This is a genomic window from Rahnella sp. Larv3_ips, assembly GCF_003697865.1.
GTDB classification, from domain to species: Bacteria; Pseudomonadota; Gammaproteobacteria; order Enterobacterales; family Enterobacteriaceae; genus Rahnella; species Rahnella rivi.
Genome location: NZ_MJIB01000004.1, coordinates 557,956 through 582,467 on the forward strand (window position 1 = coordinate 557,956; position 24,512 = coordinate 582,467).

Genomic DNA, 24,512 nt, shown 5'->3' on the forward strand with positions numbered 1-24,512 from the left:
ATCTTCGTTTTTGCAAAAATTAGTTCCTGGCTGCGCATAATCTGCGCAACAGCCTCCCGCTGAGGGCGGATTTTTCTGCCGGAGGGGGCGTTGCCTGCGATTTATGCCAAATGAACGGGCCGCAATGTTTTCGAGAAACAGACTGCCTCTTCCCGGCCAATATAGGGGCCGTAATTTTCAATTTGTCCGTAGCCATTTTTGAGGTAAAAACGGACAGCCCTGACGTTAACGTGGCGGGTTTCAAGCCAGAGTTCGGTATAACCTCGCTGTGCTGCCGATGTTTCCAGAAAATCGAGTAAAGCCTGACCAATGCCGGGTGAACTTCGGTCAGCAAACATCCTTTTCAGTTCGGCGATATGTTGTGTTAACGGCCTTATCGCTCCACAACCAATCGCTTCACCTTGTGGGTTTCTTGCCAGTACCCACAGCGAGCGCTCCTCTTCGAGTGAGTCTGCCGTGAAATGGCTTTTGCCACTGTTACCGGTGATCGCGGCAAGTTCTGATGACAACTTTTCGATTAAATATTGCGATTCGGGCGAGAAAAAATCTGCTTTCTCAACGGTTATCATGGCGTGGCCCTTATTAAACAGGAATCAGAATTGAAGGTACTGAGGATGTTTTATAGGAATACCGGGCAACTTTCAAAAACCCCTTTATTTTCCCGCCGAAAATCTCCCTCCGGCCCCTGAGACGGCACCGAAAGCGTGAAATCGCCCGGCAAAGTGCGGGCATGAGAAACTCACGCTGAAATGGTATTCTCCCCGTCAGCCTCTTTCCATAATGAGAACCTGATGGGCCTGAAAGCATTTGATTCCCTGCAAAAGGGTGACTGGATTAACCTGCTGATCGCAATCCCCGCCGGGATTGTTGCCGCACTGGTCACCATTGCGTTTCGCGGCGCGATATCCGGCATTAACGGCCTGATGTTTGCCGACGGCAGCGACATTACCAAAGCCTTTAACGAATACCCCCGGCTGGTCTGGCCGCTGATCACGACCGCAGGCGGCATTATTGCCGGTTTCATTTTGCTGTGGGCGCTGCGCCATGAAGAAAAGCACGGCAAAATGCCGGATTACCTCGATGTGATCGACCAGCGTCTGCCGGGCATTCCGGTGGTCAGCACCGTGCTGCGCGGGCTGTCGTCGCTCGCCAGTATCGCCAGCGGTGGGTCGATCGGGCGTGAAGGCGCGATGGTGCAACTCTCCGCGCTGAGCGGCAGTCTGGTCGGGCGCTTCTCGCGTTTTAAGGGCGTCCATCAGTCCGATATCATCGCCATGGCGGCGGCAGGCGGGCTGGCAGCGGTGTACCACGCGCCGTTTGCGGGGGCGCTGTTTGTGGCGGAAATTGCCTTTGGCGTGACGGCGGTGCAGCGGCTGATCCCGCTGTTTATCTCGGCCTCGGTCGCGGTGCTTACCGTGCGGTCGCTGACCGATTATGCGCCGCTCTACCTTTACTCCTCGGCGACCTTCAGCCCGTCATTTGGCGCGATCATTACCGTGCTGATCATCGGCGCGGCAACGGGCGTGCTCGGGCCGCTGTTTATCTCCTCCATAGACAAAGTGCGCCTGTGGATGAAACCCATTTCGCATCCGGCGCTGCGTCTTGGCCTTGGCGGGCTGGGTGTCGGGCTGGTGGCCATGATTTCCCCGCTGGTGCTGGGCAACGGCTTTGAAGTGATCGATTTAATCCTCAACAACGGCGATTTACAGACGTCGTTGCTGGTCTTGCTGATCCTGAAAATTGTCGCCACGGCGATCACCATCGGCTCCGGCGCGGTGGGCGGGCTGTTTACGCCGTCATTGCTGATCGGCGCGGCGGGCGGCGCGCTGGTGTGTACTTTCCTGCAATGGCTGGGCTTTGATCCCGGCCCGGTCGGGCTGTATGCGGCGATCGGCATGAGTGCGCTGCTGGCGGCCACCAGCCATGCGCCGCTGATGTCGATCATGATGGCGTTTGAAATGACCCTCAACAGCTCGCTGTTGTTCCCGCTGATGCTGGCGACGGCGATTTCCTACGTGGTTGCCTCCCGTCTGAAAGAGGGCGGGACCTACCCGGTGCTGACGCGCCACAACGCCCGCTTCCTCGCAAAGAACGAGTTTGAGTACAGCACCGTGGCTTCGCTGGTGACGCCCTGCTCGAAAATGTACGTGGACGCCTCACTCTCCGAGGTGGTGAGCGAAGGGCTGAAGCAGCGCACGCGCTACGTTTACGTGGTGGACAGAGAAGAGCGGTTCCTCGGCGTGGTGCCGACCAACGTGCTGGCGAGCGGCATCATTGACGGCAGCCTGCAATCTGACAGCCCGATCGACGGGTTTATCGAACAGGAGTTCACCACGCTGTTCCAGCAGGCCAGCTACGAACAGGCGTGGGCGATGTTCAGCACGTCGCCGCTCGAACGTTTGCCAGTACTGGAAAATGCACAGTCGCGCCGCCTGCTGGGCGTGATCACCAAGGCGGCGCTGTTAAATAAGGCCAGCCACTTCCTGTAACTTTGCCTCAGTTCTCGTCGCTGCGCCTGAAAGCGTACCAGCCCGCCAGCAGGGTACAGACGCCGACAATCACCACCAGCAGGATAAAACCGTGGTGATTGCCGGCGAGCGGAATGCCTCCGACGTTCATGCCAAAAAATCCCGCCACAATATTGATCGGCAGCGCCAGCACGGTGATCACCGTCAGCACGTACAGCGTGCGGTTACTTTGCTCCATCTGGCGCGAGGTGATTTCTTCCTGTAGCAAACGGATCCGCTCGGTCAGTGCGATCAGATCATTGAGCACCACGGAAAATTCTTCGGCAAACTGACGTAAATCCTGCACCACGGCGGGCGCGATCCACGCGGGAGGGCGGTTCAGCAGGCGAAAAAGCGCCGTCGGCTCCGGCGCCAGCAACCGCTGAAAACGCATCAGCATTCGCCGCAGCCGGCCCAGACTGGCGCGGTTCTTTTTGACGTGATGACTGAGCAGGCGCTCTTCAATGGTATCCACGTACTGGTTGGCGCGGCGGACGATCTGCTCCAGCAACTCCTCCTGTTCTTCCAGCAGATGCACCAGCAGCGCGGTCGGCGAGCCGATGTTCAGGTGATCCAGCCGTTTAAACAGCCGCTCGATCAGCCGCACTGGTTTGTGGCGTGCGGTCACCACCAGTTGCTGATGGCAGCTCAGCCACAGGGTGGAGGCTTCATCACTGGTTTCATCGGGGCGAAAAATCACGTCGTTGAGCACCGCCAGCAAGGTGTCGTCCACCCGTTCTATGCGCGTACTGCGCGACCCTTCACGGATTTCTTCGAAAAACACATCCCCGACCGCAAAATGCTTTTTCAGCCATTTTTCTGCCATGGCGTGATTGAGATTGACGTGGATCCAGACAAACCCCTGGTCATGGCAGATCTGCTGATAGGCTTCCTGAACCTGTTGGGAAGAGACGCGCTCGGCAGGGCGGTTTGGCCGAAAAACGAAGCCGTAAATCATTCCGGTGACTTCATCATTGAAATTGAGTACGACGGGTTTTTCTGTCTGCATTAAAGGCTTCTGGCGGAGAAAACAGGTTTCTCCATTACGCCAGACATCGGCACAAATACAATATGCCACCCGCTAATTTCACAAATCCGTCACATTCCCGCCGCCTTACCCCCAATTTTCCTTCTCCGGCTTCCTGATGGGCTTTTGGGGTGTTTTTCAGAAATTACCCGTTTAAAAACAAGCAATTATTAAGAAATGGCAGAATACCCCTTAAGGGGTATTTATCGTTATGTGAATTTTTATACGACGACGCGGCGTTGATCGCAATCAAGTAGACGCGCGTGTGGGGTGCATACCCTGAGGCCAACTTGAGCAATGTAGTTGTATTCCCCGCCATTCACATAATGACAAAGCGCCACAGGCCTTTGCACAGGAGATTCCCGGATGAGCAAGTTTCTTGACCGGTTTCGCTATTTCAAACAGCTAGCTGAACCCTTCGCTGACGGCCACGGCCAGACGCTGAATACCAACCGTGACTGGGAAGACGGCTACCGTAGCCGCTGGCAGCACGACAAAGTGGTCCGTTCCACGCACGGTGTGAACTGCACCGGTTCCTGTAGCTGGAAGATTTACGTTAAAAACGGTCTGGTCACCTGGGAAACCCAGCAGACTGACTACCCGCGCACCCGTCCTGATTTGCCAAACCACGAACCGCGTGGCTGCCCGCGTGGCGCCAGCTACTCCTGGTATCTCTACAGTGCTAACCGCCTGAAATACCCGCTGATGCGTAAAAAGCTGATCCAGTTATGGCGCGAAGCCAAACTGCAATACAGCGATCCGGTCGATGCCTGGGGCTCGATCGTCAATCAGCCGGAAAAAGCCAAAGAATATAAAGCCGCACGCGGTCGCGGTGGCTTTGTGCGTTCAAGCTGGCAGGAAGTGAATGAGCTGATTGCGGCTTCCAACGTTTATACCGCCAAAACCTTCGGCCCGGACCGCATTATCGGTTTCTCGCCAATTCCGGCGATGTCGATGGTGTCTTACGCCTCCGGCGCGCGCTATTTGTCGCTGATCGGCGGCGTGTGTCTGAGCTTCTACGACTGGTATTGCGATTTGCCACCGGCTTCCCCGCAAACCTGGGGCGAGCAGACCGACGTCCCTGAATCCGCTGACTGGTACAACTCTTCTTATATTATCGCCTGGGGCTCTAACGTTCCGCAGACCCGTACCCCGGACGCCCACTTCTTCACCGAAGTGCGTTACAAAGGCACCAAAACCGTTGCCATAACGCCGGATTACGCCGAAATCGCCAAAATTTGCGACCAGTGGCTGGCGCCGAAACAAGGCACCGACAGCGCGCTGGCGCTGGCAATGGGCCATGTGATCCTCAAATCCTTCCATATTGATAACCCAAGCCAGTACTTCACCGACTACGTGCGTCGCTACACCGACATGCCGATGCTGGTAATGCTCGAACCGCGCGAAGACGGCTCCTATGCCGCAGGCCGTATGCTGCGTGCGTCCGATCTGGTGGACAATCTGGGTCAGGAAAATAACCCGCAGTGGAAAACCATCGCCTTTGACGAAAACACCGGCGAACTGGTGTCACCGTTAGGTTCTATCGGTTACCGCTGGGGCGAAAAAGGCCAGTGGAATCTGGAATCCCGTGAAGGGAAAGATCATAAAGACGTCAGCCTGAAGCTGAGCCTGCTCGACGATCACGATGAGGTGGTCAACGTCGGGTATCCGTACTTCGGCGGCGCGGTCAGCGAGCATTTCAACAGCGTGGCGCTGGATGAAATCCTGATGCACAAACTGCCGGTCAAACGCCTGCAACTGGCAGACGGCAGCACCGGTCTGGTGGCGAGCGTTTACGATCTGACGCTGGCGAACTACGGCATTGAGCGCGGCCTGAACGACGAAAACTGCGCGCAAAGCTATGACGAAATCAAAGCCTACACGCCAGCCTGGGCCGAAAAAATCACCGGCGTTTCTCAGCAGAACATTGCGCGTATCGCCCATGAGTTTGCCGATAACGCCAACAAAACCCATGGCCGTTCGATGATCATCGTCGGTGCCGGGATGAACCACTGGTATCACCTCGACATGAACTACCGCGGTCTGATCAACATGCTGATCTTCTGTGGTTGCGTCGGCCAGAGCGGCGGCGGCTGGGCACACTACGTCGGGCAGGAAAAATTGCGTCCGCAAACCGGCTGGCAGCCGCTGGCGTTTGGTCTGGACTGGCAGCGTCCGCCGCGCCAGATGAACAGCACCTCGTTTTTCTACAACCATTCCAGCCAGTGGCGTTACGAAACCGTCGCGCCGCAGGAACTGTTGTCCCCGCTGGCGGATAAATCCAAATTCACCGGCAGCATGATCGACTACAACGTGCGCGCCGAGCGTATGGGCTGGCTGCCGTCTGCGCCGCAGCTCAACGTTAACCCGCTGCACATCGCGGAACAGGCGAAAGCGGTCGGCTTATCGCCTGCCGATTTCACCGTCGCAGCCCTGAAAGACGGCAGCGTGCGCTTTGCCGCTGAACAGCCGGACAATCCGCAGAACTTCCCGCGTAACCTGTTCGTCTGGCGCTCCAACCTGCTGGGTTCTTCCGGCAAAGGCCACGAGTACATGCTGAAATATCTGCTGGGCACCGAACACGGTATTCAGGGAGATGATCTCGGTATTCAGGGCGGCGTGATGCCGGAAGAAGTCGAATGGCAGGCGCAGGGCGGCGAAGGCAAACTGGATCTGGTGGTGACGCTTGATTTCCGTATGTCCAGCACCTGTCTGTATTCCGACATCGTGCTGCCAACCGCCACCTGGTACGAAAAAGACGACATGAATACCTCGGACATGCATCCGTTTATTCATCCGCTATCAGCCGCCGTTGACCCGGCCTGGGATTCTAAAAGCGACTGGGAAATCTACAAAGGCATCGCCAAAGAGTTCTCCCGCGTCTGCGTCGGTCATCTGGGTGTGGAAACCGACATGGTCACGATGCCTATTCAGCACGATTCCGCCGCTGAGCTGGCGCAGCCGTTTGGCGTGGAAGACTGGAAGAAAGGCGAATGCGACCTGATCCCGGGGCGTACCGCGCCGCATCTGATGGCCGTTGAACGCGACTATCCGAACACCTACGAGCGCTTCACCTCGGTCGGTCCGTTGCTGGAAAAACTCGGTAACGGCGGTAAAGGCATCAGCTGGAATACCGACAGCGAAGTCGATTTACTGAAAAAACTGAATTACACCAAACCGGACGGTACCGCCAAAGGCCAGCCGATGATCAACACCGCGATTGATGCGGCGGAAGTCATCCTGACGCTGGCACCGGAAACTAACGGCCAGGTGGCCGTGAAAGCCTGGGCGGCGCTGAGCCAGAACACCGGCCGCGACCATACGCATCTGGCGCTGAACAAAGAAGACGAGAAAATCCGCTTCCGCGATATTCAGGCACAGCCGCGCAAAATCATCTCCAGCCCGACCTGGTCTGGTCTGGAAGATGAACACGTGTCTTACAACGCCTGTTACACCAATGTGCATGAGCTGATCCCGTGGCGCACGCTGTCAGGCCGTCAGCAGATTTATCAGGATCACGCGTGGATGCGCGCCTTCGGTGAAAGCCTGCTGGTGTACCGTCCGCCAATCGACACCCGCGCGGCGCAGCCGTTGCTGAATGCGAAGCCGAACGGCAACCCGGAAATGGCGCTGAACTTCCTGACGCCGCACCAGAAATGGGGCATTCACTCCACCTACAGCGACAACCTGCTGATGCTGACTTTAGGTCGCGGCGGCCCGATTGTCTGGCTGAGTGAAGACGATGCAACAAAACTGGGTATCGAAGACAACGACTGGATCGAAGCCTTCAACGCCAATGGCTCGCTGAGCGCCCGTGCGGTGGTCAGCCAGCGCGTACCGGCGGGGATGACCATGATGTACCACGCACAGGAACGCATCGTGAACATTCCGGGTTCGGAAATCAGCCAGCAGCGCGGCGGTATTCACAACTCCGTCACCCGCGTGTGCCCGAAACCAACCCACATGATCGGCGGCTACGCCCAGCTGGCGTACGGCTTTAACTACTACGGCACCGTCGGTTCTAACCGCGATGAATTCGTGATTGTGCGCAAAATGAACCGCATCGACTGGCTGGATGACGAAGGTAACGACTACGTGCAGGACGCGGTCAAACAGGAGAAAGCCAAATGAAAATTCGTTCACAAGTCGGCATGGTGCTGAATCTCGACAAATGCATTGGCTGCCACACCTGTTCCGTGACCTGTAAAAACGTCTGGACCAGCCGCGAAGGGATGGAATACGCGTGGTTTAACAACGTGGAAACCAAACCGGGTCTGGGTTATCCGCACGACTGGGAAAACCAGGAAAAATGGAAGGGCGGCTGGATCCGCAAAATCAACGGCAAACTGCAGCCGCGTATGGGTAACAAAGCCAACCTGCTGCATAAAATCTTCGCTAACCCGCACATGCCGGAAATCGATGATTACTACGAACCGTTCGATTTTGATTATCAGCACCTGCACACCGCGAAAGACGGTAAACATCAGCCGGTGGCGCGTCCGCGTTCGCTGCTGACCGGCAAACGCATGAAGAAAATTGTCGGCGGCCCAAACTGGGAAGACGATCTGGGCACGGAGTTCAGCAAACGTTCTGCCGATCAGAACTTCGCCAACATGCAGAAAGAGATGTACGGCGAGTTCGAAAATACCTTTATGGCGTACCTGCCGCGTCTGTGCGAACACTGCCTGAATCCGGCGTGTGTGGCGACCTGTCCTAGCGGCGCGATTTATAAACGCGGCGAAGACGGCATCGTGCTGATCGACCAGGACAAATGCCGCGGCTGGCGCATGTGCCTGACCGGCTGCCCGTACAAAAAAATCTACTTCAACTGGAAAAGCGGTAAATCAGAAAAATGTATTTTCTGTTATCCGCGCATCGAAGCGGGCCAGCCAACGGTCTGTTCCGAAACCTGCGTCGGCCGTATCCGTTATCTCGGCGTGGTGTTGTATGACGCCGACCGTATCGCCGAAGCGGCATCGGTTGAGAACGAGAAAGACTTGTACGAAAGCCAGATGAGCATCTTCCTCGATCCGAACGATCCTGAAGTGATTGCCCAGGCTGAAAAAGACGGCATTCCGATTTCCGTCATGGACGCCGCGCGTCAGTCGCCGGTCTACAAAATGGCGATTGAATGGAAGCTGGCACTGCCGCTGCACCCGGAATACCGCACACTGCCGATGGTCTGGTACGTGCCGCCGCTGTCTCCGATTCAGTCAGCCGCCGACGCCGGGGCATTGCCGCACAGCGGCGTGCTGCCGGACGTCGAAAGCCTGCGTATTCCGGTGGAATACCTGGCGAACCTGCTGACCGCGGGCGACACCGCGCCGGTATTGCGGGCGCTGAAACGTATGCTGGCGATGCGCCACTTCAAACGCGCTGAAACCGTGGACGGCGTGACCGACACCAGCGCGCTGGAACAGGTCGGATTGTCTGCGGCGCAGGCGGAAGAAATGTACCGCTATCTGGCGATCGCCAACTACGAAGACCGTTTCGTGGTGCCTTCCAGCCACCGTGAACAGGCACGCGAAGCCTTCCCGGAAGCCAAAGGCTGCGGTTTCAGCTTCGGTGACGGTTGCCACGGCAGCGACAGCAAATTCAACCTGTTCAACAGTAAACGTATTGACGCCATCGACATCGGCGCGAAAACGGAAAGGAAGGGCGAATGAACAGTTTACGACTCATAGGATTACTGCTCGATTATCCTTCAGCCGATCTCTGGGAACACCAGATCGAACTGCTGGAAGCGGTGACCGACTCCCCGGAACTGGACCCTCAGCAGCGCCTTGATCTGGCGCTGTACATCACATCGTTTTGCAAACAGGATCTGCTGGATGCGCAGTCGGCGTACACCGGGTTGTTCGATCGTGGCCGCGCCACCTCGTTACTGCTGTTCGAGCATGTGCACGGCGAATCCCGCGATCGGGGTCAGGCGATGGTTGACCTGATGGAGCAATACCGTGCTGCCGGTCTCGAGATCGACAGCCGCGAGCTGCCGGATTATCTGCCGCTGTATCTGGAATATCTGACCACACGTGATGAAACGCAGGCGCGAGACGGCCTGCGTGATATCGCACCCATCCTCGCGCTGCTGAGCGCCCGTATGCAGGAACGCGACAGCCACTACGCGCAACTGTTTGATCTGCTGCTGGCGCTGTCCGGCAGTGATATCGCCACCGACACCGTGCGCGCCGGGATCAAACAGGAAGCCCGTGACGACACGCCTGCGGCGCTGGACGCGGTATGGGAAGAGGAACAAATCAAGTTCCTCGGTGAGCAAAGCTGTGCGACAGGTGAAGAAGCCGCGCACCAGAAACGCTTTGCCGGCGCGGTCGCGCCACAGTATCTGAACCTTGACGACCTACCTGCGGGGAACCACGCAAATGACTGACTTCCTCAATAACTTCTTCTTTAACATCTACCCGTACCTGTGTGGCACGGTCTTTCTGGTGGGCAGCTGGCTGCGTTACGACTATGGTCAGTACAGCTGGCGTGCCGGTTCCAGCCAGATCCTTGAGAAGAAAATCCTGCGCATTGCCTCGCCGATGTTTCACGTGGGTATTCTTGGCATCATCGCGGGTCACGCCTTCGGGATGCTGACCCCGCACTGGATGTACGAATCCTTCCTGCCGGTGCCGGTGAAACAGCAAATGGCGATGTGGGCAGGCGGTGCCTGTGGCGTGCTGACGCTGATCGGCGGCGGTCTGCTGCTGTGGCGACGCCTGAGCAACGAACGCGTGCGCTCGACCTCAAGCTTTGGTGACATCATGATCATCGCGTTGCTGGTGATCCAGTGCGCGCTGGGTCTGAGCACCATTCCCTTCTCCGCGCAGCATACCGATGGCAGCGAAATGATGAAACTGGTCGGCTGGGCGCAGTCTGTGGTGACCTTCCGTGGCGGTGCGGCGGCGCATCTCGATGGCGTGGCCTTTATCTTCCGCGTGCATCTGGTCCTGGGGATGACATTATTCCTGCTGTTCCCGTTCTGCCGTTTAGTACATATCTGGAGCGCACCGGTGGAATATCTCACCCGCCGCTATCAGCTGGTACGCAATCGTCGCTGATTGACCTCAGCAGATTGTGAACTGTCTGTTTTGACATAAAAAAGAAGGGCGCTATGATGCGCCCTTATCTTTTTTTATTGCTCAAGGACGCATTAATGGCCACTCCAAGACCTCCAATGACCGTAGCCCGCCGTTTACTTCGCAACAGCATGATTTTACTGGTGATCGGCATCGTTGCCACTCTCCACGGCCTGATCGTCGGCAGCCCTGAAACCCCGCCGGGAGAAATGGCGCCGCAATTGCTGCTTGGCATCTGGTTTATTTTTATGGGTGCGGTAATGGGCGGGATCAGCTGGCTGGTGATCCGTAATAAAAAGAAGAAAGGTCAGATCTGATCGGTTGTTCGTTTACGTTCAGCTTCAGCTTTAATTTCAAAACCCAGGGTTGCCACCCAAACCGGCCTTAAGAGGCGCCTCTCGCCGGGCCTCTTAAGAATCTCCGGCTCTTTCACTGCGCGCTGCCCCCCCGCGGCGCTCATCCTGTTCCGGTTTAATTTGAATGAGATTATTCTTAGTTGCCAAACTATTACCACTTTGTGTATTCACTGTTCTGTCAGGATCCTGACAGAGATTTATTCTGAAATAATACAAATACCTGACATTAGCTGAAGTATTCCACGGCCATACTGGTTTTTTCATGATTATTGACCTAATCTAAAAATATATTCCCAAATCAAAAATCCCAAAATCAATTGATAAAATAAAACGAGGATTTCATCAAAGTAAGGAATAAAGATGGCGTGGAAAAGAAGAGAGAAAGTGGCAATTATGGAACCCCTTTCTATGGTCAGCGATGTCATGTCGCAGATTTTAAGAGAAGAGGGCGGGGTTATTATTGAGGGCACACTTTCAAGTTTTTTATCACTGCAATCTTTGCTGGAATTAAGAAAGATTGATGTCATTTTTAGCGAAGTGTATGACGCCAATACGTCTATTATTCAGGGGCTGGACTTCCTCAGAAAACTCAAAGCTCAGTTTCCCGCAATAGATATTATCGTTCACACCGAAATAGAAATTCCAGCCCTGCTGATCCAAAGTAATGCTGACGCTATTTATATGAAACAATTAGGCGTTGAGGGCTGCCGTGCCTCTGCGGCTCAAATATTAAATGCCGAAAGTATGGTCAGCGTTCTTTTTTATGAAGACCGAAAACGTCATTACGATTTCGGTATGCTGAACGACTTCGAATGGCAGGTGCTGATTATGTTCAGCCAGCAAATGAGTATTACCACTATCTCGACAGAAATGAAAACGGACTATCGCCGTATCAGCCGGACGAAACACGCTATGATGAAAAAACTGAAAGTCAGTAACAATGTGGCATTCAGTCAGCTGATGGCGCTGGCCGGCAGTAAATTTGGCGACTATCCGCCCGTCTCCTTGAACGCACCGGGCCAATAACCTTTCAGATTCAGGTACACAATGAAGACCGCGAAACCTTTTGGCCAACCCCTGTTCATCCTGTTCAGCACTGTTTTGGTGGCCGCACTCACTCTGGTGATGACCCATTTCGCTATCGCCGCGTATGACCGCGACGATCTGGCTTCTTACGCCCGACATATCATGGCGCGAGGGCTGGAAGTGGCTGATGAATCCCACAATATTGTCAGTAATGTCAATTCGTTACGGTTAGAGCCTTGCAGTGACAGATTTCTTGATGAAATTCGCTATCTTTCGTTTACCTCGGTGTTTATCTCGGATATTGGTTACACCCAGGACCACCAGCTGAAATGTACGGCGATGCGTGGCCGCTTGCCGGAGCCGGTGACCATGTCTGTGCCTGATGCGGTGACCCTTTACGGGCAGCGCATCTGGACGTCATTCAGCGGCATTGTCGATCCGCGCATTACCGCCGATATGATGGAATCCAGAAATGTGCTGCTGTTCCCCACACCGGCGGCTTTTCGCGACATTTATGTTCCATACAAGGGATTTGGTGCGGTGCTGACCAACCATCAGCACAACCACGTGTTCCGGTTGTTCGGAGAAACGGCAGGATTAGTGGAGGGCGCCACCAAACCGGGGCGTATGGCCTGGTCGCATCAGGCCTTTTTCACCGAATGCAGCAAAAAATATGATATTTGCGTATTGGCAAGAAATACTCAGATTGGCATTTTCTCCCTGCCGGTGACCGCCATTGTCTTTATTATTCTGGCCGGTCTGGTCGCCGGCGGCATGTTTACATTTGCACTTGTGCAATATGTCAGCAATAACCGTTCAATGCAGAATAAACTCAAAATGGCGATCAGCCATGATGATATCTATATCAATTTTCAGCCCTTTATTGAAATGTCGACGGGCAAGGTGATGGGCTACGAAGCATTAGCCCGCTGGAAAGATACCCACGGTGACAATATCCCGCCTGATATTTTTATCAAACTCGCTGAGTCCACTCATCAGATTAAAGCGCTGACCCGTTCTGTCGTCTCCCGCGCGCTGAAAGATATAGGCCCGCATCTGCGCAGTAATAAAGCGCTGTTCGTGAGTATAAATATCACCACGGCGGATGTGACAGATCCGGACTTTAAAGTGTTTCTCGAAGAAGAACTCGATAACGCGGGGGTTGAACGTCAGCAAATTGTACTTGAGATCACGGAGCGTTCGACGGCAGATCATCGGGTGCTGAAAGACGCGCTGGTCAGGCTGAGAGAGTACGGCTACCGGATTGCGCTGGATGACTTTGGTACCGGTTATTCCAATCTGGATTATCTGAGCAAGTTATCTTTTGATTTTATTAAAATAGACAAGATATTCACCGATGCCATCGGCACAGAATCGGTCAGCTTCAACATGCTAAAAATGATGCTCGAAATGCTCACTCACACCGGCGCAACCATCATCGTGGAGGGGATTGAAGAGCAGCCCCAGGCTGATTTCTTACTGAGCCATTCCCCGACCGTGGTCGGACAAGGTTGGTTATATGGCAGGCCGGTGGAGGTGGAAAAACTCTGATCTGAACCCGACGGACAGGGGCTGGCAGCCCCTGAACCGCCTTTTAACCGGCACCCGCTGATTTCTGTTTATCCCTTCAATTTATCCCTTCAATTTTCACCCTCTCAAACTTCATCCGCGTGCCATACACCTTCGCAATGTGGTGAACACCTGTGCTTAAAATCCCCTGCAGTTCATTCGATAAAATCGTCTGCATTTCCCTGTGCGGGCTAATCAGCGCAAACCACGTCTTTTTGTTCCAGGCATCGGTGGCAGAACCTGATGAGGATCAGCGGGAGCCAAAAGTCATCGCGTATTGTTTATGTGCCAAATCAATATTTACGAATTGATGACATAACATTACCCAGGTGTTTGTCTGAGTGAATAATTTATATCGTGAATTTAGCGATGGAATGAATGAATAATATTCAAACCTGCCATTTAACCTGCATTAAATAACCCGTGAGATTACCCTGTGTTTAATTGTAGTGAGAATATTCCTAGTTAAGAATATGTAAATCCCGCACCTGGTAACAAAACATTGTCAAAAATTGCAGATTATTTCTCTGAGTGGTTTTTGTATTTATATCAATTTCAGCACAAAAGTGATGTTAATGTGACTTGTGTTAGAATAATTCACTGATTTATCTGTTTTGGATGTAATTACTTACCAAAATTTGTCACGACATTATGATTATCCACTCTGATTGAACGGCTGAAGGCCCGTTGCGTCAGAAGGAAATTAATCTAATGGAGAAAAGATGTGAATAAGAAAATTTTAGTGGCTTGTGGTTTGCTGGTGGCGGGTTATTCAATGACAGCGTCTGCTGTATCTGATAACACTATTTCGTTTCAGGGTGAAGTCACAGATGAAACCTGTTCATTGACCGTAAACGGCAATGAAAGTGCGCCAATTATTTTATTACCCACTGTCGCAATATCCGATTTAGCCGCCTCAGGTGATGTTATTGGTGCGACGACATTTGAAATGGGTGTGAGTGGTTGCACAGGTAGTACTGACTCAACAACTATTAGTACAGTATTTGCCGGCAATCTGGTTGAAACCACTAATGGCACGTTGGGTAATACCGGTACAGCAGCAAACGTAACAGTTCAAATTCTGGATACTGCAGGTGAACCGATCGATTTAAGCTCAACCTACACGGCCGAAGGCGATCTGACTTTGGCTGCAGGTGACACTGCTTCGACCGCGACATATACCGCACAATATTATGCGACTGATGCAGCAACTGCAGGTACTGTAGCTGCATCACTGCAATATGCAATTACTTATCAGTAATCGTTAAATCATCGCAAGATGGCAGAACTCTGCCATCTTATTTTATATCATGCAGTGTGCCACTGATATCCAACAAACTTATAAGTTTAATTTTCACATGTTTAATAATTGCACTCTGATTAAAAAAATAACTGGTCTGTTTCTGTTGTTGATATCGTCACTGTTCTCTGTAACGGTATCCGCCAGTGTCACCATGATTGGCAACCGGATTATTTATCCTTCAGATAACGCTTCGGTAAACGTTGAATTTAGAAATAAAGATATCATTCCTTATGCCGTGCAAACATGGCTGGATGATGGCGATACTGAGTCCACACCCACAACAGGTAAGGCTCCGTTTATTGCTTCGCCTCCACTATTTCGAATTGCGGCCAACGGCGGACAAGTACTTCGTATTGCCTTTAATGGCAACAGAAATTTGCCGCAGGACCGGGAATCTGTTTTTTACTTTAATTTTCTTCAAATACCTCCGGTTAATGCGGGTGAAGCAGGCGCTCAACAAAAGAATAAAATGCTGATCATGTTAAAAAACCGTGTGAAGGTTTTTTACAGACCCGTTGCTATTGCCTCCGGAAGTAAAACATATTTTGATAAAATTAATGTTACTCCTCAGTCAAAAAATGGCGGGACTGTCATCAATATTGAAAACGACTCCCCATTTTATGCATCAGTGATCGATATAAGAATTAAACGCGGAAAACAGATTTATAAGCAAAAAGCAGAAATGATCGCACCGTTTGCTGAAGGAAGCGTTTTATTCAAAAATATCCAGGATGTTAAAGGTGCGACAGTTATTGTTGATTACCTCAATGATCAGGGTGCAATAATAAGCCACGAATATGAAATTAGCCACCAAAAATAAAAAACTGACACCAACGCTATTAACTTTATGTATTCTCTCTACTTACAGTTCCGTGGCGTTAGCTGAAGATTTCTATTTTGATCCCAGCTTGCTGCAGGGTTCTGGCGTATCAGTGAATCTGGATAAACTTAACGAAAAAGTTGTCTCTGCGGATGCGGGAACCTATCGCGTAGATCTCTACGTCAATAATAAACTCGTTAAAGAAAATACTGAGATCACCTTTAGCCGTAAATCTGAGGGTGAAAATGTTACTGTTCAGCCTTGCCTGAATGCTGAAGATATAAAACTGATTCAGCTGAAAGTGGATGCAGTCAGCTTAATTCCTTTTGGTAAACAATGTATGTGGTTTTCGGATCTCTCAAAAGCCTCTTCATGGGAACTGGAACAGTCTACGCAGAAGCTGAAACTGCTGATCCCGCAGAGCTTACTATACCGTCAGCCACGCGGTTATATTCCGGTCTCCCAGTGGGACAGCGGCGTCCTGGGGCTATTTGTTAAGCACAACACCAACTATTATGAGACCAGTAACACCGGTGGCTATAAAACTAAAAATCTTTGGAGCGGATTGAACAGCGGAACCAATATTGGTCTTTGGCAATTAAGAAATCAGTCAAATCTGCGCTATACCGATAATAACGGGCGCACCAGTCATAAATGGACCAGCGTGCGCACTAATGCACAGCGACCTCTGCCATCAATTAATTCATTGGTGACTCTGGGTGACAGCTTTACCAACAGCAGCCTGTTTGGCAGCCTGTCTTTCAATGGCGTTAAACTCGCCAGCGATACCCGTATGATGCCTCAGGGCAAACGCGGTTACGCGCCAGAAGTTCGCGGCGTTGCCAGTACCACTGCGCGCGTAGTGGTCAGCCAGCTCGGTAAAACTATCTATGAAACAGTGGTATCGCCAGGTCCGTTTGTTATCGACGATTTATCTAATACCAAAGGTCAGGGCGATCTTCAGGTCACGGTCATTGAAGCAAACGGGCAGACATCCTCTTTTACCGTTCCCTATTCTGCGGTGCCAGATTCAATCCGCCCTGGCTCCTGGAACTATGAACTGGCACTTGGAAGAGTGCGGCAGTATTACAGTGTGGATAACGAATTTGTAGAAGGTGTCCTGCAACGGGGGATAAGCAATCGTTTCACGGGTAATGCCGGTATCCGTCTGGCGAAAGACTACGAGGCGTATTTGCTGGGTGGCGTTATAGCTACACAGTTTGGTGCTATCGGGCTTAACACGACTTATTCACATGCTGTGGCTGAAAATAATAAAAGTCAGTCTGGCTGGCGAGCTCAAGCCAGTTACAGCAAAACTTTTACTACTGGTACTAACCTGACGCTGGCGGCATATCGCTACTCGACAAAAGGTTTCCGGGATTTGCAGGATGTGCTGGGTGTAAGGCGAGCAGCTGAAAATACCACCACTTACTATTCGGACACGTTGAATCAGAAGAATCAGTTCAGCGCGACCATCGCCCAAAGTTTTGATACGTTCGGGTCACTTTCGCTGAATGCCAGTACTTCAGATTATTACAGTAATAATTCACGTATTACTCAGATGCAGCTGGGCTACAGCAATAGCTATAAAAAGATCAGCTATAACATCAACGTTGGCAGACAGCGCACCAGTTACAGTACCCGCAGCAACTACTACAGCGACGCGGATAACAGTGATAATCGTCAGAAATATACAGAGAACACCATTTCCATTGGCTTCTCTATGCCGCTGGACTGGACAGACTCAAGATCCAATGTTTCGTTTAATCTGGCGAAAAATAAAACATCAGAGTCAGCGACGACCAGTCTTTCTGGCTCGGTAGGCGAGAAAAGTAACTTATCCTATTCCCTCTACAGCGGCGTAGAGAACTATCAGAGTAGCGGCAACGAAATGACCTGGGGCGGTTCACTTCAGCAGAATACGTCGAAAGGCGCATTCCGCGGTTCTTATTCTCAGGGTAGTGGCTATAAGCAGTTTGGATTGGGCACCTCTGGCACCTTATTGATCCATCCCGGTGGAGTGACCTACGGACCTTATGTCAGCGATACCTTTGCGCTGGTCAAAGCCAAAGGTGCCAAAGGGGCAGAGATTAAGAACGGGCAGGGCGCGAAAATAGACAGTTTTGGTTACGCTATTATGCCGTCGCTATCTCCTTACCGTTATAACACCGTGAGTTTGGATCCAAAGGGATTAAACTCAAAAGTGGATATTCAGGGCGGAAGTCAGCAGGTCGTGCCTTATTCCGGTGCCATTGTTCAGGTTAATTTTGAAACCGTCTCGGGTAAACAGGTATTAATTAACACTACGCTCGATGGCGATCAGATGATCCCGATGGGCGCGGACGTAATCGATAAAGACGGAAATAATATAGGCATGGTCGGTCAGGCCGGGCAGATTTACGCACGTATTAATGATCGTTCCGGCGTATTGTTTGTTTCGTGGGGAAAGGACGATACGGAAAAATGCCGCATTAATTATCAGTTGCCTGCAACGAATGATGATGAATTTGCCCAGTTAACGCTCCCATGCAAAAATTAAATTTTGGATTATAAATAATGATTAAATTAAAACACATCATCCCCTTTTTTGTGCTGACGTGTCCCATTGCATCTCATGCGAACTGTACAAAGGTTACAATTACATCCTGATTATCCAGTGAGATCACGGCAGCAGGTTATATTGCGAAAAGTTGGACAGGCGTTACAAGAGGAGCCGGTTATAATATCGGTTAGCCTTCAGTCATCTCTGTTATTTCAAGCGATAGTCTTATGCCTGCGGGAACATTATAGGCAAACCCAATCTTGGAGTAAGACGGCCACAACAGGTAATGCAGGCGGCTGGTATGCCTACAAAGACCCGACCACCAATCAGGATGATTCACGGACGGTGTAGCAACCTACACCAGAAATTTCACAGCCTCTTTGGAGGCTATCAGTGGCGAAACAATTACGGCGGGAAAAGTCAATGCGCAATTACAAGTGGTGGTTTATTTTCAATAAAGTCACCGTTGCGGTGGGGATTATGCTCTGTAGCACGGCGTTTCACGCCAGCGCGGTGGTTAATGCGGAAAAGACCCGCGTGGTGTTCAGTTCCGGCAGCATTGCTGAATCACTGTCATTAGTGAATTCCGAGAAAGAACCGGTAGTGGTGCAGGTCTGGACTGATAACGGCGACCCGACGGTGAACCCGGATAAGGTGCATACGCCGATTGTGATTAATCCGCCTGTTTTCAAAATGAAACCGGCTGAGATCCGCAATATCCGCCTTTTATTGGTTTCGGCTGGAAGCCTGCCGCAGGATCGTGAAAGCGTGTTCTGGCTGAATATCTTTCAAATTCCGCCAAATACCGAAGCGCAGCATAAAGGTGATAAAAGAGTCGTGCTGCCGTTAAAAATCAGGATGAAAGTATTTATACGGCCGGAGAAAGTCGGGGAATTGAAGGAAAGTGATGCGCAGAAATTGCAGTTCAGCATTAGAAATGGCGCAAACGGCAAAAAGCTGATGATCCAAAACCCGACGCCGTGGCATTTGACGATTTCATCGCTTAAGTCCGGGAATACAGAGCTCTCTGGTGTGATGGTGGAACCCTTTAGCAGGAAGTTGATGGAAATACCTAAAGATCACACTATCACAAATGAAATCATGTACGAGGTCATTAATGATAATGGCACACGGTGGTCTAATAATAAATTATATTCTTATGGAAATGGTTGATTATTCTGCCTTCAGTAAAATAATGGCTGATCAGGTGCGTTTATTTAGTGAGGGATTCATAGTCTTGAGGGAGTTATTAACTTCCAGTAAAGTATGATGAAATTTTACAATTAATTTTTTCAAATGGAGTTTTAAATGCGAAGTGTTTTTTTTAAACTAACAGAAAAAATAATTTTTGGGATTCTTATAGTGCCAATTTTAGCGCATGCAGATTGCATAAAGGTTACAAGCACCTCTTCGCTAACTAGTGAACTAATTGCTGCTGGATACACTGCAGCCTCTTGGACTGGCGGCTGTGATACCTGTAATGGCAGTACAACAATATCAAACGTTGTTTCAATAAGTAGCTCAAGCACTTTAATGCCATCAGGAACTCTACTGGCCAGTGCAACTGAAGAGATGTTAACTTCAGGTCGATCCGGAGGGTATTCATCGCAGCAGATACTTTACCGTTGTGCACTCACTGACGCGGGGTCTTTATTTGAAATGTATTCACTTCGTGCCTATTCACCTGGTGACTACACAGGTTACCGAGTTACAGACGAAATTGAGGAGGGATATTATTCTTATGTGAAAAATGTTGCTTTTCGACTAACAAATGTTTCAACTGGTGAATACTATAGCCGTTATTGGAAGTCGAGAGAGTTTACCTCTGACGACTGGGTTCAGGATGATAACTACATATATATTCCTGCAAGCGCCTTTAGCAATGTCAAGGTAGAGCTTTTTAAAATTGACTCAGAAAGTTATTTTAGGAATTCTTCAACACGTTATGTATATTCTTATACCTATCCAATAGGAAGATTGGCATTTAAAGGCCCAGGATTGAACACTGCTAATTTAAATGCCGGGGATGATTCTCGTTCCGTTATCCTTGGGTATTATGCAAATTGGCCAGCTGTATGGCAATTGACGGGCGTAACTTTCGTAAGGGGCAATACTTGTACAATTAAAGATTACCCTTCTGTAGTTATTTTGCCTACAATTTCCGCTGCGTCTCTTAATAATGGAGAGTATAGCCAAAGTAATTTCTCGATTAGTCTGAGCTGCGAAGATAGTGCTATTTCAAGCGTAAGCACATCATCATCATCTTCAGCAAACGTTGCTATGGGATTTTTAGTTAATCAAGCTGAAGCTGTATCTGCGGCGACTTCTCTTGGCCTGACATCAACCAATGGATTAACTTATTTGCTGGATACTAACTACGGAAGTTCTGGAGTAGCTTCTGGAGTAGGGATTCGGATTTATGATGAAAATGGTAGTGCATTAAATCTCCTTTCCAGTAACACAAGTGCAACGGGTAATGCTGGCGGGTGGTATGCCTACAAAGATCTCACAACCAGCCAGGAGGACTCGACGGATGGTTTGATCACCTACACCGGGAATTTTACAGCCTCTCTGGAAGCCATCAGCGGTGAAACAGTGACGACGGGAAGCGTCAATGCACAGTTACAAGTGGTGGTCAGTTTTCAATAAAGTCACCGTTGCGGCGGGCATTATGCTCTGTTGCGCGGCGTTTCACGCCAGCGCGGTGGTTAATGCGGAAAAGACCCGCGTGGTGTTCAATTCGGGAAGCATCGCCGAATCACTGTCATTAGTGAATTCCGAGAAAGAACCGGTGGTAGTGCAGGTGTGGACTGACAACGGTGACCCGACCGTCAGCCCGGATCAGGTACATACGCCGGTTGTGATTAACCCGCCGGTATTCAAAATGAAACCGGGGGAGATCCGCAATATTCGCCTGCTGCTGGTGTCAGCAGGAAGTCTGCCGCAGGACCGTGAAAGTGTTTACTGGCTGAATATCTATCAGATCCCGCCAAATACCGAAACGCAGCATAAAGGTGACAAAAAGATCGTACTGCCATTAAAAATCCGCATGAAGGTGTTTGTCAGGCCGGAAAAGATTGGTGAATTGCAGGAAAATGATGCGCAAAAATTGCAGTTCAGCATCGATCGTGAGTCGGGCAATAAAACACTGTTGATACAAAACCCCACGCCGTGGCATCTGACGCTTTCTTCCCTTCGCTCGGGAAAGACGGCGTTACCCGGTGTGATGGTGGCGCCGTTCACTTCAGAGCGGGTGGACATTCCGGCAGATAAAACCCTGGCGGATAAAGTGGAGTATGACGTTATAAATGATAATGGCACGCGATGGCAGGGCAGCCAGAAATTAAAATAATCACCCACGCCTTTTTTATTCCAATGAGAAAAATGGCCTTATCATTTTATTGAAAATGATTAACCGGTTGATTGCGTCGCTCCTCTCTTGTGACTAATTTTTGATGGCACGGACAATGGAATACTGTCCGCCCTCTGAATCAGTCACAGGAGAGGCATTTTGAACTCAATCATTAAAGCCCGCGTCGCGATGTGTATTATCGTGATGACAATGGCCGGGTGTTCCACACATCAATACGATCCCACGTTAGATAATCAAATCACCGATTTTCAGCTAAAGGCTGACCGGCAGTTTGTTGCCTGGACCGCGCAGGCAATGGCGGATAATCCACCGCCTGTTACCCCGGTGGTGGCCTGTCAGGCCGCGCCCGTGGCGGCAGGGCAGGCACTTTCGCTGATATCCGCCCCTTCAGAACCTGACAGTCAGTTTTTTAATTCCGCGGAAACGGATTTAACACTGATTGAATCACGCACCAAAACCTTAAATAACAATCCTGCTATTGATCAGCAGATGTTTGGGCTGCGAAATATCTTCTATCAGGTCCGTTATAAAAGGCAGCATTGTTCGCAACAAGACTCTCCGGCATATATCAATATCCAGCGTAAACAGGTCAACGTGATTTTACAGTCAATGCTGACGTATCAGCTGGTATTAAAAAATGGTACAGGCACAGCGAATAAATAATAAAGGTGATAAAGATGAGTGATATTTTTGATGTAAAAGACAGTGCTATTGCGGCGGCAAAAGCTTCACTGGGGGCAAACTGGAATACGGTGGCAAACAGTGCCGTTCCGCAGATTGAAGCCCTGTTACAGGTGACATGGGAGATTGAAAAGGGCAAAAGCGATTTCCGCTCGGGGGAATATGAGTCTTTACTGGCGACTCAAAAATCCACCTTTGTGGCGGTGCTGACCACCTATGAAGCGATCACGACGGAGATCGCCTGGCAGGCGCTTAACGCGGCGTTTACCGTGATTCTGAGCGGCGTGCGCAAACTTCTGTGAAAACGGTCTTCAGGCGGGCAAGTCTAAAATTATCTTTATCGATAACTATTTTCATTTAGACTGACGGACTTGCCCGCTGCGGGCCGATTCTATGAGGATGCCTGATGCTCCGCCGTTTCTTCTCTTATTACGTTCCTTATAAAAAGCTGTTCTTCCTCGATTTCGGATGCGCCATTCTGGCCGGGCTGCTGGAGCTGGGCTTCCCGATGGCGATCAAAACCTTTATCGACAAACTTTTGCCTGCTCATGACTGGGTGCTGATCATCGGTGCAACCGTCGGCTTGCTGCTGATTTATGTGATCAACACCTTGCTGATGGCGATCGTGAACTACTGGGGTCACGCGCTGGGCGTCGGGATTGAAACTGACATGCGTCGTCAGGCGTTCAGCCATTTACAGAAACTCTCTTTCCGTTATTACGACAATACCAAAACCGGGCACATCATCACTCACGTCACCAAAGATCTGGAAGAGGTGGGGGAGATCGCCCACCACGGCCCGGAAGATGTGTTTATCGCGGTGATGACCTTTATTGGCGCGTTCATTCTGATGGCGACCGTGCATGTGCAGCTGGCGCTGATGACCATCATTATTGTTCCGGCCATGACCTGGATGGTCAGCCGTTACGGCGCGCAGATGACAGACACCTGGCGGCGGCTGTTCGGCATGGTGGGTAATTTCAACGCACGTATAGAAGAAAGCATTGGTGGCATCCGGGTGGTGAAAGCGTTTGCTAATGAAGAGCACGAACAAAAGCTGTTCGCGTCGGATAACAACAACTACCGCATCACCAAGCTGAAAGCCTACAAAATCATGACGGCCAGCCTGACGCTGAGTTATCTCAGTACCCGCCTGGTACAGATTATCGTGATGATCGCCGGCACCTGGTATGTGATTAACGATCAGCTGACCTATGGCGGATTTGTCGGCTTCCTGTTGCTGGTGGAAGTGTTCTTCCGCCCGGTGGCGAAAATCAGTTCGGTACTGGAAAGCTATCCGAAAGGCATTGCCGGTTTTAAACGCTTTACGCAACTTATCGATACCGCCCCGGATATCGTCGATCGCCCCGGCGCGCGGAACGTCAGCCATCTGCGTGGCGACATTCATTACGACAACGTGACCTTTGGTTACACGCCCGCCGGAAAAATCCTCAACGGCATCACGCTTTCTATTAATGCCGGTGAGACGCTGGCGTTTGTCGGGCCGTCCGGCGCGGGGAAAACCACGCTGTGCTCGCTGTTGCCCCGCTTTTATGAGCTGGACAGCGGCAGCATCACCATCGATGGCATCGATATCCGCGACATGACGCAAACCTCGCTGCGCCATAACATTGGCATTGTGCAGCAGGACGTCTTCCTGTTTGGCGGCACAATCCGCGAGAACATTGCGTACGGCAAGCTCGATGCCAGCGAAGAGGAGATCCGCCTGGCCGCCAGCCGGGCGCGTTTAGATGAAGTCATCGGGGCGTTACCGCTGGGAATGGACACGGTGATCGGGGAGCGCGGCGTCAAACTCTCCGGCGGCCAGAAGCAGCGGCTGTCGATTGCGCGCATTTTCCTGAAGAATCCGCCGATCCTGATCCTTGATGAAGCAACGTCAGCACTGGATACCGCCACCGAACAGGCCATCCAGCAATCACTGGCTGAACTCTCTCAGGGGCGTACCACACTGGTTATCGCTCACCGTCTGGCGACCATCCAGAATGCAGACCGTATTGTGGTGGTAGATAAAGAAGGGATCGTCGAGCAGGGCACGCATGAATCTCTGCTCTCACTTCAGGGGCGCTACGCCCAGCTTCACGCCGCACAGTTCCGTTGATTCCTGACGCCCTCCTCTCACGGGGAGGGCTGAAGTGGAGGATTCACCGCCACTTCACCAAAAAATTCTCCCCGAAAAACGCCCACACCTACATCAAACTTTCTCTGTTC

19 protein-coding genes and 1 pseudogene are annotated in these 24,512 nt (G+C 51.2%); 18 read left to right on the forward strand and 2 right to left on the reverse strand.

All coding sequences use genetic code 11. The features are described 5' to 3' along the window. Positions 1-101: 101 nt before the first annotated feature. Complete coding sequence (locus tag ED901_RS05065) at positions 102-569, reverse strand: GNAT family N-acetyltransferase (protein WP_122095139.1); 468 nt, start codon at positions 567-569, stop codon at positions 102-104. 222 nt (positions 570-791) lie between these two features. Between ED901_RS05065 and ED901_RS05070 the strand changes: the two genes are divergently transcribed. Continuing rightward, positions 792-2,489: a chloride channel protein gene (locus ED901_RS05070; RefSeq protein WP_056770140.1), complete on the forward strand. Its 1,698-nt coding sequence runs from the start codon at positions 792-794 to the stop codon at positions 2,487-2,489. A gap of 7 nt (positions 2,490-2,496) precedes the next feature. Here ED901_RS05070 and ED901_RS05075 read toward each other — a convergent pair whose 3' ends face one another. After that, the gene (locus tag ED901_RS05075; protein ID WP_122095141.1) at positions 2,497-3,516 is read right to left on the reverse strand and encodes a transporter; all 1,020 of its coding nucleotides are present in this window, start codon (positions 3,514-3,516) and stop codon (positions 2,497-2,499) included. A gap of 384 nt (positions 3,517-3,900) precedes the next feature. Between ED901_RS05075 and ED901_RS05080 the strand changes: the two genes are divergently transcribed. The 17 genes and pseudogenes from ED901_RS05080 (at position 3,901) to ED901_RS05160 (ending at position 24,402) form a co-directional block, all read left to right on the forward strand. Then, the gene (locus ED901_RS05080; protein WP_122095143.1) at positions 3,901-7,665 is read left to right on the forward strand and encodes a nitrate reductase subunit alpha; all 3,765 of its coding nucleotides are present in this window, start codon (positions 3,901-3,903) and stop codon (positions 7,663-7,665) included. Then, positions 7,662-9,200 carry a nitrate reductase subunit beta gene (gene narH, locus ED901_RS05085; protein WP_122095145.1) on the forward strand — a complete coding sequence of 513 codons (1,539 nt, stop codon included), beginning with the start codon at positions 7,662-7,664 and terminating at the stop codon, positions 9,198-9,200. The genes ED901_RS05080 and narH overlap by 4 nt, the downstream gene beginning before the upstream one ends. After that, a complete protein-coding gene (narJ, locus tag ED901_RS05090; RefSeq protein ID WP_122095147.1) occupies positions 9,197-9,922 on the forward strand; it encodes a nitrate reductase molybdenum cofactor assembly chaperone in 726 nt (241 codons plus the stop codon). Before narH ends, narJ begins: the two co-directional genes overlap by 4 nt. Then, positions 9,915-10,595: a respiratory nitrate reductase subunit gamma gene (narI, locus tag ED901_RS05095; protein WP_056770158.1), complete on the forward strand. Its 681-nt coding sequence runs from the start codon at positions 9,915-9,917 to the stop codon at positions 10,593-10,595. Before narJ ends, narI begins: the two co-directional genes overlap by 8 nt. Before the next feature lie 95 nt (positions 10,596-10,690). After that, positions 10,691-10,930: a hypothetical protein gene (locus tag ED901_RS05100; protein WP_056770162.1), complete on the forward strand. Its 240-nt coding sequence runs from the start codon at positions 10,691-10,693 to the stop codon at positions 10,928-10,930. 399 nt (positions 10,931-11,329) lie between these two features. Continuing rightward, the gene (locus ED901_RS05105) at positions 11,330-11,995 is read left to right on the forward strand and encodes a response regulator transcription factor (protein ID WP_136376404.1); all 666 of its coding nucleotides are present in this window, start codon (positions 11,330-11,332) and stop codon (positions 11,993-11,995) included. Positions 11,996-12,016: 21 nt separating this feature from the next. Continuing rightward, a complete protein-coding gene (locus tag ED901_RS05110) occupies positions 12,017-13,546 on the forward strand; it encodes an EAL domain-containing protein (protein ID WP_122095149.1) in 1,530 nt (509 codons plus the stop codon). A 793-nt stretch (positions 13,547-14,339) separates the two neighbouring features. Continuing rightward, a complete protein-coding gene (locus tag ED901_RS05115) occupies positions 14,340-14,825 on the forward strand; it encodes a fimbrial protein (RefSeq protein ID WP_122095619.1) in 486 nt (161 codons plus the stop codon). 193 nt (positions 14,826-15,018) lie between these two features. Further along, entirely contained in the window at positions 15,019-15,687 is a 669-nt protein-coding gene (locus ED901_RS05120) for a fimbria/pilus periplasmic chaperone (RefSeq protein ID WP_162997813.1), read from the forward strand. Next, entirely contained in the window at positions 15,665-18,226 is a 2,562-nt protein-coding gene (locus tag ED901_RS05125; protein ID WP_122095153.1) for a fimbrial outer membrane usher protein, read from the forward strand. The genes ED901_RS05120 and ED901_RS05125 overlap by 23 nt, the downstream gene beginning before the upstream one ends. Before the next feature lie 282 nt (positions 18,227-18,508). Continuing rightward, positions 18,509-18,687 (forward strand): annotated as a pseudogene (locus tag ED901_RS25320) (fimbrial protein); the annotation flags it as partial. Next, complete coding sequence (locus ED901_RS05135; protein WP_162997814.1) at positions 18,623-19,402, forward strand: fimbria/pilus periplasmic chaperone; 780 nt, start codon at positions 18,623-18,625, stop codon at positions 19,400-19,402. The pseudogene ED901_RS25320 and the gene ED901_RS05135, both read left to right, overlap by 65 nt. 135 nt (positions 19,403-19,537) lie before the next feature. Further along, complete coding sequence (gene stbD, locus ED901_RS05140; protein ID WP_122095157.1) at positions 19,538-20,878, forward strand: fimbrial usher protein StbD; 1,341 nt, start codon at positions 19,538-19,540, stop codon at positions 20,876-20,878. After that, a complete protein-coding gene (locus ED901_RS05145) occupies positions 20,844-21,581 on the forward strand; it encodes a fimbria/pilus periplasmic chaperone (protein WP_122095159.1) in 738 nt (245 codons plus the stop codon). The genes stbD and ED901_RS05145 overlap by 35 nt, the downstream gene beginning before the upstream one ends. A gap of 159 nt (positions 21,582-21,740) precedes the next feature. Next, entirely contained in the window at positions 21,741-22,265 is a 525-nt protein-coding gene (locus tag ED901_RS05150; RefSeq protein ID WP_122095161.1) for a hypothetical protein, read from the forward strand. Between the two features lie 14 nt (positions 22,266-22,279). Next, positions 22,280-22,585: a hypothetical protein gene (locus tag ED901_RS05155; protein WP_122095163.1), complete on the forward strand. Its 306-nt coding sequence runs from the start codon at positions 22,280-22,282 to the stop codon at positions 22,583-22,585. A gap of 104 nt (positions 22,586-22,689) precedes the next feature. Further along, entirely contained in the window at positions 22,690-24,402 is a 1,713-nt protein-coding gene (locus ED901_RS05160) for an ABC transporter ATP-binding protein (protein WP_122095165.1), read from the forward strand. Positions 24,403-24,512: the final 110 nt, after the last annotated feature.